The sequence below is a fragment of the Jatrophihabitans sp. genome (assembly GCA_036399055.1).
In the GTDB taxonomy this organism is placed as follows: domain Bacteria; phylum Actinomycetota; class Actinomycetes; order Mycobacteriales; family Jatrophihabitantaceae; genus Jatrophihabitans_A.
The window spans coordinates 1-12822 of sequence record DASWNX010000031.1; the positions used below are offsets into that span (position 1 = coordinate 1).

The 12822-nt window shown below is 70.7% G+C and carries 15 protein-coding genes; 12 read left to right on the forward strand and 3 right to left on the reverse strand.

Annotated features, from left to right (window positions below):
* From VGB75_14200 to VGB75_14225, 6 genes are all read left to right on the forward strand, one after another.
* Positions 1 to 926: ring-opening amidohydrolase (locus VGB75_14200; GenBank protein ID HEY0168190.1), on the forward strand; the 926-nt coding region annotated here is incomplete at its 5' end.
* 53 nt (positions 927 to 979) lie between these two features.
* Positions 980 to 1216, forward strand: coding sequence for a type II toxin-antitoxin system prevent-host-death family antitoxin (locus tag VGB75_14205; GenBank protein HEY0168191.1), 237 nt, complete (start codon positions 980 to 982; stop codon positions 1214 to 1216).
* Positions 1213 to 1635, forward strand: a complete 423-nt coding sequence (locus VGB75_14210) for a type II toxin-antitoxin system VapC family toxin (protein HEY0168192.1) — start codon at positions 1213 to 1215, stop codon at positions 1633 to 1635. Before VGB75_14205 ends, VGB75_14210 begins: the two co-directional genes overlap by 4 nt.
* Positions 1636 to 1884: 249 nt before the next feature.
* Entirely contained in the window at positions 1885 to 2154 is a 270-nt protein-coding gene (locus VGB75_14215) for a phosphoribosyl-ATP diphosphatase (protein HEY0168193.1), read from the forward strand.
* Positions 2155 to 2163: 9 nt separating this feature from the next.
* Complete coding sequence (gene hisG / locus VGB75_14220; GenBank protein HEY0168194.1) at positions 2164 to 3036, forward strand: ATP phosphoribosyltransferase; 873 nt, start codon at positions 2164 to 2166, stop codon at positions 3034 to 3036.
* 79 nt (positions 3037 to 3115) lie between these two features.
* Entirely contained in the window at positions 3116 to 3583 is a 468-nt protein-coding gene (locus VGB75_14225) for a PH domain-containing protein (protein HEY0168195.1), read from the forward strand.
* Positions 3584 to 3637: 54 nt separating this feature from the next.
* On the opposite strand, the gene VGB75_14230 is transcribed toward VGB75_14225, so the two are convergent.
* Together VGB75_14230 and VGB75_14235 are read right to left on the reverse strand one after the other, a co-directional pair.
* Complete coding sequence (locus VGB75_14230) at positions 3638 to 5182, reverse strand: C40 family peptidase (GenBank protein ID HEY0168196.1); 1545 nt, start codon at positions 5180 to 5182, stop codon at positions 3638 to 3640.
* 128 nt (positions 5183 to 5310) lie between these two features.
* Positions 5311 to 5601 carry a DUF1844 domain-containing protein gene (locus VGB75_14235; protein ID HEY0168197.1) on the reverse strand — a complete coding sequence of 97 codons (291 nt, stop codon included), beginning with the start codon at positions 5599 to 5601 and terminating at the stop codon, positions 5311 to 5313.
* Positions 5602 to 6045: 444 nt separating this feature from the next.
* Between VGB75_14235 and infC the strand changes: the two genes are divergently transcribed.
* The 6 genes from infC to pheT all read left to right on the forward strand — a co-directional run bounded on the left by infC (position 6046) and on the right by pheT (position 11848).
* Entirely contained in the window at positions 6046 to 6612 is a 567-nt protein-coding gene (infC, locus tag VGB75_14240; protein HEY0168198.1) for a translation initiation factor IF-3, read from the forward strand.
* An 80-nt stretch (positions 6613 to 6692) separates the two neighbouring features.
* Positions 6693 to 6887, forward strand: a complete 195-nt coding sequence (gene rpmI, locus VGB75_14245) for a 50S ribosomal protein L35 (GenBank protein ID HEY0168199.1) — start codon at positions 6693 to 6695, stop codon at positions 6885 to 6887.
* Positions 6888 to 6968: 81 nt separating this feature from the next.
* Positions 6969 to 7367, forward strand: coding sequence for a 50S ribosomal protein L20 (gene rplT / locus VGB75_14250; protein HEY0168200.1), 399 nt, complete (start codon positions 6969 to 6971; stop codon positions 7365 to 7367).
* Positions 7368 to 7378: 11 nt separating this feature from the next.
* A complete protein-coding gene (locus VGB75_14255; GenBank protein HEY0168201.1) occupies positions 7379 to 8182 on the forward strand; it encodes an RNA methyltransferase in 804 nt (267 codons plus the stop codon).
* Positions 8183 to 8238: 56 nt separating this feature from the next.
* Positions 8239 to 9360, forward strand: a complete 1122-nt coding sequence (gene pheS / locus VGB75_14260; protein ID HEY0168202.1) for a phenylalanine--tRNA ligase subunit alpha — start codon at positions 8239 to 8241, stop codon at positions 9358 to 9360.
* A 1-nt stretch (position 9361) separates the two neighbouring features.
* Entirely contained in the window at positions 9362 to 11848 is a 2487-nt protein-coding gene (gene pheT, locus VGB75_14265) for a phenylalanine--tRNA ligase subunit beta (protein HEY0168203.1), read from the forward strand.
* Positions 11849 to 11916: 68 nt separating this feature from the next.
* On the opposite strand, the gene VGB75_14270 is transcribed toward pheT, so the two are convergent.
* A complete protein-coding gene (locus VGB75_14270; protein ID HEY0168204.1) occupies positions 11917 to 12756 on the reverse strand; it encodes a class II fructose-bisphosphate aldolase in 840 nt (279 codons plus the stop codon).
* Positions 12757 to 12822 lie beyond the last annotated feature (66 nt).

Consider the following 12822-nt stretch of genomic DNA (forward strand, 5'->3'; position numbering starts at 1 on the left):
AGGTGCTGCTGGAGAAGGGCACCCGCTCGAAGGAGGACGTCGCCGAGATCCCGATCGTGTGGTCAGGCGGCACCGACGGCGTCATCAGCCCGCACGCGACGATCTTCGCGACGCTGCCCGAGGACACCGTCGAGAAGACCGACGAGCCGCGCCTCACCGTGGGCTACGCGATGAGCGACGTGCTGCTGCCCGAGGACATCGGCCGCCTCGCCATGGTGGAGAAGGTCGCCGACGGCGTGAAGAAGGCGATGGCGGCCGCGGGCATCACCGACCCCGCCGACGTCCACTACGTGCAGACCAAGACCCCGCTGCTGACGATCGACACGATCCGCGACGCCCGCGAGCGCGGGAAGACGACGTACATGCAGGAGCCGCACGGCTCGATGGACCTCTCCAACGGCACGACGGCGCTGGGGATCGCCGTGGCGCTGGGCGAGATCGAGATGCCGACGCAGGAGCAGGTGATGCACGACCTCTCGCTGTACAGCGCGGTCGCCTCGTGCTCGTCGGGCGTGGAGCTCGACCGGGCGCAGATCGTCGTCGTCGGCAACGCCCGTGGGCACGGCGGCAGCTACCGGGTCGGCCACTCGGTGATGAAGGACGCGCTCGACCAGGACGGCATCTGGGACGCCATCCGCCAGGCCGGGCTCGAGCTGCCCGAGCGCCCGCGCGTCAGCGACCTCGGCGGCCGGCTGGTCAACGTGTTCCTCAAGTGCGAGGCCAGCCAGGACGGCGCCGTCCGGGGCCGGCGAAACGCCATGCTCGATGACTCCGACGTGCACTGGCACCGCCAGATCAAGGCGGCGGTGGGCGGGGTGGCCGCCTCGGTCACCGGGGACCCCGCGGTGTTCGTGTCGGTGTCGGCCGCCCATCAGGGGCCGGACGGCGGAGGTCCGGTGGCCGCCATCATCGACGCCGGCGCCTGAAGCCGAGGAATTCCCGACTCCTTCACTTGTATCACCGGTGATACACTTCGGCCATGAAGAGTGTGACCGTTCGGGAACTGCGCAACTCCGGCGCAGCGGTCCTGGACCGGGTAGCACGGGGTGAGGAGTTGATCGTGACTCGGGATGGAGCGGAAGTCGCTGAACTGCGTCCGAGGCGCCGACCTGGTCCGGCGCCAGCCGACCTGATCGAACGCCGCAGGCACTTGCCGAAGGTCGATCCTGATCTGCTGCGACGCGATATCGACGCCGTGCTCGACTCCGCTGTATGAACACCCCTGCCGCTCGGGGAATGCTCGACACCTCGACCGTGATCCTCCTCGGCGAGCTAGACGACCCGAGCCTGCTACCTGATGAGTGCGTGATCAGCGCGGTGACCTTGGCTGAGCTGTCGGTCGGGCCTCACGTTGCGACTACGGCCCGCGAGAGAGCAGCCCGCCAGGCGCATCTGCAGCAAGCCGAAGCCGACTTCGAAGCACTCGCCTTCGACGCCGCATCGGCTCGCGCCTTCGGCCGGGTCGCGGCGTCGCTGCGCCAAGTCGGCCGCGAACCCGCCGCCCGCGCCTACGACGCCTTGATCGCGGCGTCCGCCATCGCCCACAACCTGCCGTTGTACACCTGCAACCCGGCTGATTTCACAGGCATCGACGAGCTATCGGTCCGGTCTGTACCGAATCCTCGCCCTCGCTAGTCTTTGTCACCAGGCTTCGGCCAGTTCCTTGACTCCCCTGAACCCCGGAAAACCTCGCGCTGCTCAAGAAACCCCCGCCGGGCGCCCGAGAGGCTTTTTCGTCGGGGATGCCACAGGCGGGTCGGGGTGGGAGGTCGACTTGGGGTCGGGTGAGGTCGAGAGGGGCGCGCTCCTCACTCACGAAACGGGTTCGGGCCCACTGAGTACCCGGGCCGGGCCATCGGGTCGGGTCATCGGGTCGTAGGCTCGATGGCGATGAAGACCTTCGACCAACTCTTCGCCGAGCTGGCCCAGCGGCAGGCCGACCGGCCGGCCGGCTCGGCGACCGTGACGGCCCTGGACGACGGCATCCACGCCCAGGGCAAGAAGGTGGTGGAGGAGGCGGCCGAGGTCTGGATGGCTGCCGAGCACGAGTCCGCCGACCGAGCCGCCGAGGAGATCAGCCAGCTGCTGTACCGCGTCCAGGTGCTGATGCTGGGCAAGGGCCTCACCCTCGACGACGTCTACCGGCACCTGTAGGACCTATCGATGCCAGCTGACATGAGCGCCACCGAACCGTTGCGGGTCGCCGTTCCGAACAAGGGCTCGCTGTCCGAGCCGGCAAGTGAGATGTTGCGCGAGGCCGGCTACCGCCAGCGCGCCGACACCCGCGAACTGGTGCTGCAGGACCCCGACAACGGCGCCGAGTTCTTCTTCCTCCGGCCTCGCGACATCGCCCTGTACGTCGGCTCGGGCCGGTTGGACGTCGGCATCACCGGCGAGGACCTGCTGCTGGACTCCGGCGCCAAGGCCGAGGTCATCCTGCAGCTGGGTTTCGCCCGCTCGACCTTCCGGTTCGCGGCGAGCACCGGCTCGAGCAAGAGCCTGGAGGACTTGCGCGGGCGCCGGGTCGCCACCGCCTATCCCGGCCTGCTGGCGCACTACCTGGCCGAGCAGGGCATCGAGGCCGAGGTGATCAGGCTCGACGGCGCGGTCGAGACCGCCGTCCGGCTCGGGGTCGCCGACGCGATCGCCGACGTGGTCGAGACCGGGACCACGCTGCGGGGCGCCGGGCTGGAGATCTTCGGCGAGCCGTTGTTCCGGTCCCAGGCGGCGCTGATCCGGCGGTCCGGGGCAGTCGCCTCCGCCGCCGTCGAGCAACTGCTGCGCCGGTTGCAGGGGGTGATGATCGCCCGGCAGTACGTGCTGATGGACTACGACATCGCCGACCACCTGGTGGAACGGGCGGTCGCGGTCACTCCCGGCTTCGAGTCTCCGACCGTCTCTCCGCTGCGCACCGCCGGCTGGTCGGCGGTGCGCTCGATGGTGCCGCGCCGCGACACCAACCGCATCATGGACGAGTTATGGGAAATCGGAGCACGCGCCATCCTGGTCACCGACATCCACGCCTGCCGGTTATGAGCACCGCAGCAGGCAGAGCCGCGCCGTGAGCGAGTCAGCGCCCGCGAGCGAGTCAGCGCCCGTGAGCAAGTCAGCGCCCGTGAGCAAGTCAGCGGCGGCCGATGCCCCGGCGCCCCCGCTGGTCACCGCCCGGCCGGTCCGGGCGGCTTGGATCTCGGCGCTGGCCGCCTTCGTGGTGCTGCTCCTGTTCGGCTTCGCCGCGGTGATCCTGCGTGACGCCTCGGCCGGTGTCAGCTTCACGACCGCTGACCAGTTCGGCATCGCCGGCACCGGGCTGCTGGCCGCGCTGGGCATCCTGTCGGTGACCCGGCCTCGGGTGCGCGCCGACGCCAGGGGCGTGGACTGCCGCGGCTTCTTCGGCGGCTACCGGCATGTGGACTGGGACCTGGTCACCCGGGTGGAGTTCCCGGCCAAGGCGCGGTTCGCCCGGCTGGTGCTGCCCGGCGACGAGCTGATCGCCCTGTACGCGGTCCAGCGCGGCGACGGCGAGCGCAGCGTCGAGGTCATGCGGGGACTGCGCGCGTTGCTCGCCGCCAGCCGCTCCTGAACACCGGCTCCTGGCCACCCACCCTAGAGCGGGCAGGTGGCCAGGGGCGATCGCTCAGCCGTGGGTGAAGCTGCCGTAGGTGACGGTCGAGTCCCAGATCGACTGGGCCCGGACGCCGTTTGCCGGGTTCACTGCGGCGACGGTCATGCCGGGGCCGGTGTAGATCCCGACGTGATACACGTAGCCGGTGTTGTCGTGGTAGAAGACCAGATCGCCAGGCACCGCCCGGACGGCGGGGATCATCCGAGCCGCCTTGAACTGGTCCTGGGCTATCCGCGGAGTGGTGATCGCGGCGCCGACCCGGTAGCTGTACTGCACCAGTCCCGAGCAGTCGAAGCCGGTCGGGCTGGCGCCGCCCCAGACGTAGGGCTTGCCGATGAAGGTCTTGGCCAGGTTGACGACCTTGGTGTTGGCGGCCGGGGTCGCCGGCGCGGGACCGGGCAGCATCGTCACCGCCGGGGTGCTCAGCGACGCGCAGCCGAGGAACTTGTTGTTACCGACTCCGATGTTCATCGCCCACAGGCAGACGTTGTGCGAGCCGGTGCTCGCCGGAATCGAGAAGGAGTAGCCGGCCGCCGGGCCCACCTGCTGGCTGCTGACCAGGTCCGGCCGGGGCACCGAGGCGGTCACGGTGGCCGCCGAGACGCCGTCGAGGTAGGCCACCACCTTGATCGAGGCGGCCCGGTCGTCCGGGTCCGAAGCCCACCCCCGGACGCCGATGCTGGTGGCGCTCTGGGCGCGCCACGCCTCCAGGGCTCCGGACGGGCTGAGCGCGGCGATCTGGGCGGCGGTGTAGCCGACGTACAACTTCAGGCAGCCGCCGAGTTGGCGGTTGACTCCCACGCCGATGTTGACAGCCGCGGCGCACACCAGGTGGTTGCCGGTGCTCAGGTTGATGGTGACCGAGTACCCCTGATTCCCGCCGACATTGCGAGTCAGCGCGATGTCGGGCCTGGACACGGTCTTGGCCGAGGTGACGGTGGCGGGGCTGCCGTCATGGCCGGCCAGGATCTTCAGCGGCTGGGCCAGGTTGTCGGGATCGGCCGCCCAGCCGGTCAGGGTCACGGTGTTGCCGCTGGCGGTGACCTTCTCCAACGCTCCGAACGGGCTGCGTGAGGCGATCTCGGCGGCGGTCGGAGTGCTTCCGATCGGCGCCGGCACCACCACCGTCCGGCAGCCCAGCGAGGTGTTGGCCCCGGCTGAGATGTTGACGGCCGTGACGCAGACGGTGTGACCGCCCGGCTTGGCCGCCAACGTCATCGCGAAGCCGGGGGTGGGCCCGGTGAGATGGGCCTTGACCACGTCCGGACGCGACACCGCGGTGACCACCTGGGCGGCGCTGAGGCCGTCCAGGGTGGCCCGCACGGTCAGCGGCTGCGCGAGGTTGTCGGGGTCGGCGGCCCAGCCTTGGACGATGATGGCGGCGGACCCGCTCACAATCACCTGATCCAGGTAGCCGATCGGATCGCTGGGGGTGGCGGCCAAGGCCATCGACTGGGCCCCGCCGAGCACTGCGAGGCTGGCTGTCACGGTGACGACGGCGGCCTTGCGGGCCAGTCCGGGGGTACGGGCAAGGCGAAGGATGGAGCGTCGGGTCACGTCGAGAACTTCCTGTTGACTAGCTTCACGGCCCCCGCGCGTTAAGGCACAGTAAGCCAATTCTTCGGCGTGGCGCACTCGGTTTGCCGAAATCGGTGATTCAATCCCGCGCTTGGCGCGCTGCCGGCTCAGAAGCCCGACTTCTCGCCCGGGCCCTGGCCCGGCTGATCCGGGTAGGAAGAGGCCTCCCGAAATGCCTCCTGCAGCGCTTTCAACCCGTCCCGCAACGGTTGCCGGTGCACTCCCAGATCGGCCTGAGCCGCGCCCAGCAGGCCGGCATAGGCCTCGATCAGCCGGCGGGCCTCATCGAGGTCGAGGTAGCGCTGGCCGTCCTCGGCCAGGCCCAACTTCTCGGCCGCGGCGCTCATCAGCATCACCGAGGCGCGGGTGATCACCTCCACCGCGGGTATGGTCGCCAATTCCCGGACCTCAGGCGCTTGATCGTCGGGGTGGGCCTGATCATTTGGGTGGGCCTGATCGTTTGGGCGCGCGTCGTTTGGGCGCGCGTCGTTTGGGTGCGCGTCGTTTGGGTGCTCAGTGCTCACGCTGCTACCCTTGCACACGCGACCCGCCGATTCCGCCCGCAAGGGCACGAGCCGGCGTGCAAGCGGAAGCCCCGGTTTCCCACCCGCGCAGCCTCACGGCAGCCGGGTTCGGTCCACGCATCGCCCTTGGGCGGCGCTAGGCAGTACCCGTTGTCCCGGCACATGCCGGACCGTCGGGTGCTGCTCGGATCGCGGAGATCTCCCGGCCCCGACTGCATCGGTTGCAGCGGGGCCGTCGTCATTGTCGGAGTGTCTTCATCCCTCACTCGGCAGCAGTGACGCCAGCCTTCGTCCAGACAGCACAACCTAGGAGGCCCCATCAGCTCTGAACCCCGGATCAACGACCGGATTCGCGTTCCCGAAGTCCGACTCGTCGGGCCCGAGGGCGAGCAGGTCGGCATCGTGCCGATCGGCAAAGCACTCGAACTGGCCGCCGAAGCGGATCTCGACCTGGTCGAGGTGGCGCCGATGGCGCGGCCGCCGGTCTGCAAGCTCATGGATTACGGCAAGTTCAAGTACGAGAGCGCGCAGAAGGCCCGCGAGGCCAGGCGTAATCAGGCATTGACCGTGATCAAGGAGATGAAGCTCCGTCCGAAGATCGACCCGCACGACTACGCGACCAAGAAGGGTCACGTCGAGCGGTTCCTCAAGCAAGGTGACAAGGTCAAGATCACGATCATGTTCCGTGGTCGCGAGCAGTCTCGGCCAGAACTCGGGTTCCGGTTGCTGCAGAAGCTGGCTGAGGACATCACCGAGCTCGGCTTCGTGGAGTCATCGCCCAAGCAGGACGGCCGCAACATGGTCATGGTCGTGGCGCCACATCGCACCACGAAAGCGGCAAGCCGTCCCGCAAAGACCGTCGAGGAGCAAGCACCGCAGGCCTGAGACCACCAGTTCAAGGCCCTCGGCGCCGGTTCCGCTGGCCATCCTCCCTGGTTGGCCAGCACCCACGAAGAAGGATTCCTATGCCCAAGAACAAGACACACTCGGGGATGAAGAAGCGCGTCAAGATCACCGGCAGCGGCAAGTTGCTGACCGAGCGCGCGGGTAAGCGGCACCTGCTGGAGCACAAGGCCTCCAAGCAGACCCGGCGCCTGACCGGCACCTCAGAGATCGCCGCCGTCGACGTCCCGCGCGTCAAGCGCATGCTCGGACGCTGATCCCACCCGCCATACTCCCCGCCGAGCGGGCAACCCGGATCACGGGTGAGCAGCTCGGCCTGATTACCAAGGACTACCAACGTGGCACGCGTCAAGCGGGCGGTAAACGCCCAGAAGAAGCGCAGGACGACCCTCGAAGCGGCCTCGGGATACCGGGGCCAGCGTTCGCGGCTGTACCGCAAGGCCAAGGAGCAGTTGCTGCACTCGGCGACGTACTCCTACCGCGACCGCAAGGCGCGCAAGGGCGACTTCCGCAAGCTCTGGATCACCCGGATCAACGCGGCGGCTCGCGCCAACGACATGACCTACAACCGTTTCATGCAGGGACTGCGGCTGGCCGGCGTCCAGGCCGACCGCAAGGTGCTGGCTGACCTCGCGGTCACCGACGCCCCGGCGTTCGCGGCGCTGGTCGCGGTCGCGAAGAAGGCTGTCGAGGCAGAGGGCATCGGCGGCGCCGCTGCTCAGACGCCCGCCGCGTAATCTCGCGGTCGGTGCTTTCCGACTCCAACGCCCGGCTTGCGGCGGCTCGAGGACTGACCAGTCCGCGAGGCCGCCGCGAGGCCGGGCGCTTTCTTGCCGAGGGCGCGCAGTCGGTCCGCGAGGCGCTGGGCAGACCAGGCACGGTGCTCGAGGTGTTCGCCACAGCCTCGGCTGCTCAGCGCTACGCCGACGTGCTCGCCCACGCCGAGCCCGGGTCGGTGGCACTGATCAGTGACCGGGCCGCGGCCTCGCTCAGCGAGACGGTGCATCCGCAGGGCCTGATCGCGGTGTGCTCCAGCCTCGACGTCAGCCTCGCCGACGCGCTGGGCCGGACTCCGCGGCTGGTGGTGATCCTGGTCGAGGCCAACGACCCGGGCAACGCCGGCGCCATCCTGCGCACGGCTGACGCCGCGGGCGCCGACGCGGTGCTGTTCAGCGCGGACTCGGTGGACCCCTACAACGGCAAGGCCGTCCGGGCCGCCGCCGGCAGCCTGTTCCACCTTGACGTGGTCACCGGCCTGGACCCGGCCGCTGCCATCGCCGAATGCCGGGCGGCCGGACTGCTCACCCTGGCCACCACCGGCGCGGCCAGCCTGGACCTCGACGAGCTGACCGACCAGGGAACGCTGCGCGGGCGCACCGCCTGGATCTTCGGCAACGAGGCCCGCGGGCTGCCGGCCGAGTTGCTGCAGGCAGCCGAGCGGTCGGTGCGGGTGCCGGTGCACGGCCGCGCCGAGAGCCTGAACCTGGCCGCGGCCGCCGCCGTCTGCCTCTACGCCTCGGCACGGGCTAATCGGCTTCAGCCGCTCTCCTAGACTCCTAGTCATCTCCTCTCCGGGGCTAGTGACCCCAGTCGAACTGAAGGACTCCCATGTCTGGCGCCAATGACCCCTATGACCCCAAGCAGGTCGCCGCGCTGAGCCCGGCCGCCCTGGCTGCGGGCGTCGCGGCGGCGAGGGAGGCCTTCGAGCAGGCCGCCGACCTGGACCGGCTGCGCGCCGCTCAGACCGCCCACGTCGGTGACCGGTCCCCGCTGGCGCTGGCCAACCGCGAGATCGCGGCGCTGCCGCCGGCTGCCAAGTCAGACGCCGGCAAGCGGGTCAACGCCGCCCGCACGGAGGTCCGCCAGGCCTATGCCGCCCGGCTCGCCGAACTCGAGGCCGAGCGCGACGCCCGGGTGCTGCTCGAGGAGTCGGTGGACGTGACCCTGCCCTGGGACCGCCGGGTCATCGGCGCCCGGCACCCGCTGACCACGACCCAGGAGCTGGTCGGCGACGTCTTCACCGCGATGGGCTGGGAGGTCGCCGAAGGTCCCGAGGTCGAAGCGGAGTGGTTCAACTTCGACGCGCTCAACATCGGCGTCGATCATCCGGCCCGCTCGCTGATGGACACCTTCTTCGTGGCCGGCCCGGACGGCTCGCCCGACAGCGGCCTGGTGCTGCGAACGCACACCTCGCCGGTGCAGGCCCGGGTGATGCTCACGCGCCAGCCGCCGATCTACATCGTCTGCCCCGGCAAGGTGTTCCGCACCGACGAGCTCGACGCCACCCACTCACCGGTCTTCCACCAGCTCGAAGGCCTGGTGATCGACAAGGGCATCACCATGGCGCATCTCAAGGGCACCCTGGACCACATGGCCCAGGCGTTCTTCGGCCCGGGCATCGTCACCCGGCTGCGCCCGTCCTACTTTCCGTTCACCGAGCCCAGCGCCGAGCCCGACCTGCTGTGCTTCGTCTGCCGGGGTGAGTCGGTGGGCAACCCCAACCGGCCGTGCCGCACCTGTGACAGCGAGGGCTGGATCGAGTGGGGCGGCTGCGGGATGGTCAACCCGCGGGTGCTGCGGGCCTGCGGCATCGACCCCGAGGTCTACTCGGGCTTCGCCTTCGGAATGGGAATCGAGCGCACCATGATGTTCCGCAACAACGCCGCGGACATGCGAGACATCGTCGAGGGCGACCTCCGGTTCACCCAGGCCTTCGGAATGGAGGCCTGAGATGCGCGCGCCGGTTTCCTGGATCGCGGAGTTCACCGCGCTGCCGGCCGGGCTGAGCGGCCCGGCGTTGGGCGAGGCGCTGATCCGGGTCGGGCTGGAGGTCGAGCGGGTCTCCTCGCCGGCCGACGCGGTCAGCGGCCCGTTGCTCATCGGCCGGGTCTCGGAGATCGAGGAGCTCACCGAGTTCAAGAAGCCGATCCGGTTCTGCCTGGTCGACGTCGGCGAGGCAGAGCCGCGCGGGATCGTCTGCGGCGCCCGCAACTTCGCAGAGGGCGACCTGATCGTGGCGGCGCTGCCCGGATCGGTGCTGCCCGGGCCGTTTCCGATCGCGGCTCGCCAGACCTACGGCCGGACCTCGGACGGCATGATCTGCTCGGCTCGGGAGCTGGGCCTGGGCGAGGAGCACTCCGGGATCCTGGTGCTGGCGCCGGACGCGGGGCAGCCCGGTGAGGACGCGCTGGACGTGCTGGGCATGCGCGAGGCGGTGCTCGACATCGCCGTCACCGCCGATCGCGGCTACTGCCTGGCCATCCGAGGGCTGGCCCGAGAGGCGGCCGCGGCGCTGGACGTGGCGTTCACCGACGTCAGCGCGCCCGCCGCTGATCCGGCGGCGGCGCCCGGCTATCCGGTGTCGATCTCAGACCCCGTCGGCTGTGACCGGTTCGCGTTGCGGGAGGTGACCGGGCTGGATGCACGCCGCCCCACGCCGGAGTTCATCGTCCGGCGGCTGCGGGCCTGCGGAATGCGCAGCGTCTCCCTTGCCGTGGACGTCACCAACTACGTGATGCTCGAGACCGGCCAGCCGCTGCACGGCTATGACCGCGCGCTGCTGAGCGGCCCGCTCGGCGTGCGCCGCGCTGAGCCGGGGGAGAAGCTCACCACCCTGGACGGCACGGTGCGCTCCCTCGACGCCGACGACCTGGTGATCACCGACGACCGGGGCCCTATCGGGCTGGCCGGCGTGATGGGCGGCGCGCTCACCGAGCTGTCGTCGGACACCCGCGACGTGCTGCTCGAAGCGGCCCACTTCGACCCCGCATCGATCAGCCGCGCGGTCCGCCGGCACAAGCTGGGATCTGAGGCCGCCAAGCGCTTCGAGCGCGGCGTGGACCCGGCGATGGCGGCAGCGGCGTTGCAACGCTGCGTCGACCTGCTGGTCGAGCACGGCGGCGCCACCGCGGTCGCCGGGGGCGCCGTGGTCGGGGCCGGCCCGGTGCCGGTCCAGATCACCCTGCCGGCCTCCCGGCCCGGTGAGCTGGCCGGGACGCCGATCGCCGCTGAGGCGGTCCGGCGCCGGCTGGAGCAGGTCGGCTGCGGGGTCGCGGTGGCCGAGGACGGCGCCCCCGGCGCCCCGGTGCTGTCGGTGACCCCGCCGTCCTGGCGTCCGGACCTCACCGATCCGGCCGACCTGATCGAGGAGGTGGTGCGGCTGGAGGGCTATGACAAGGTGCCCTCGGTGCTGCCCCGCCCACCCGCCGGTCGCGGCTGGACCGCCGAGCAGCAGCTGCGCCGGTCGGTCTCCCGGGCGATGGCCGAGGCCGGCTACACCGAGGTGATCAATTACCCGTTCGTGTCACCGGCCGTCCATGACGCCTTCGGCCTGGCGCCCGGCGACAGCCGGCGGCAGGCGCTGCGGCTGGCCAACCCGATCTCCGAGGCCGAGCCCGAGCTGCGCACCTCGCTGCTGCCGGGGCTGCTGGCCAACCTGAGCCGCAACCTGGGCCGGGGCAACCGGGCGCTGGCCGCCTTCGAGATGGGCCTGGTGTACCTGCCGGCCGAGAGCGCCGAGCCCGCCCCGCGCCCGGGCGTGCAACACCGGCCGACGGACGCCGAGCTGGCCGCGATCGCGCGGACCGTCCCGGTTCAGCCCCGGTACCTGGCGACCGTGCTGGCCGGCGACCTCGAGCCGCAGGGCTGGTGGGGTCCTGGTCGGGCGGCCAGCTGGGCCGACGCCATCGAGTCCGCGCGGGTGGCCGCCCGGGCAGCTCGGGTGGAGCTTGAGGTGCGCAAGGCCGACGTCGCCCCGTGGCACCCCGGCCGGTGCGCGCAGTTGCTGCTGGACGGAGAGGTGGTGGGCGCCGCCGGCGAGCTGACTCCACGCCTGATCGCGGCCCTGGACCTGCCGGCCCGGACTTCTGCGATGGAGCTGAACCTCGACGCCTTCTCGCCGCCGCCCCCGGCCCAGGCGCCGACCCTGTCCAACTACCCGCCGGTACTGCTCGACCTGGCGCTCGTGGTGGCGCGCGAGACGCCGGCGGCCGAGGTGCTGGCGGCGGTGCGGCACGGCGCCGGTGAGTTGCTGGAATCGGTCCGGCTGTTCGACGTCTACCTCGACGACCAGCGGCTGGGCGCCGGCCTGAAGTCGCTGGCGTTCGCGCTGAGGTTCCGGGCCCTGGACCGGACGTTGACCGGAGACGAGGCGACCGCGGCCCGGGACGCGGCGATCGCCGAGGCCGGATCGCGGCTGGGCGCGGTGCTGCGCGGCTGAGTCGCCGGCTGCGCCGTTGAGTCGCCGGGCTGCGCGCCGAGGGGTCGGGCTGCGCCGTTGAAGAGTCCTCAGGCGGGCCGTGACACCGTCGCGGCCAGGCGGGCCACGACGTCGGCGACGTCGGCGCGGGCCGGGGCGAGGTACTTGCGTGGATCGACCAGAGAGTCATCGGTGAGAGCGCGGCGGATCGCGTCGGTGAACGCGACGTTGAGGATCGTTCCGATGTTGACCTTGACGATGCCGCTGCGCACCGCTGTTCGCAGGTCGGCGTCGGTCACCCCCGAGGAGCCGTGCAGCACCAGCGGAACGGGCACCGCCTCGCCGATCCTGGTGATGAGCTCGAAGTCGAGGGAGGCAGTGCGCTCGGTCATCGCGTGCGAGCTGCCGACCGCGACGGCCAGTGCGTCGACCTCGGTGTCGGCGACGAACCGCGCTGCCTCGTCGGGATCGGTCCGCACCCCTGGTGTGTGCGCGCCACCCTTGCCGCCCACCGCCCCGAGCTCGGCCTCGACATAGAGCCCATGGGCCTGACCCCAGCGTGCGGCGTCGCGGGTGGCGCTGACGTTGTCGGCGAAGTCCAGCTTGGAAGCGTCGTACATCACCGAGCTGAATCCCGCGTCCGCCGCGCGACTCAGCAACTGCTGGTCCTCGACGTGGTCCAGGTGCAATGAGATGTCGACACTGGCCTCGGCGGCGATCGCGACGGACGCCGCGGCGATCGGAAACGCGTTTCCAGAGTGGTAGGCGACGGCGTTCTCGCTGATCTGCAGGATCACCGGCGTGCCGGCTGCCTCCGCGCCGGCGGCGATCGCCTCGGCGTGCTCGAGGGTGATGACGTTGAAGGCGGCGACGCCCCGACCGGCCTTCCGGGCGGCCTCCACGAGCTGGCGGGTCGGTGCTAGCGGCATGTCCGGTCGCCTTTCGGTTGCCTGCCCACACGGGGCCTCACGCTGCGCGCTTCAGCCAGGAGCGCT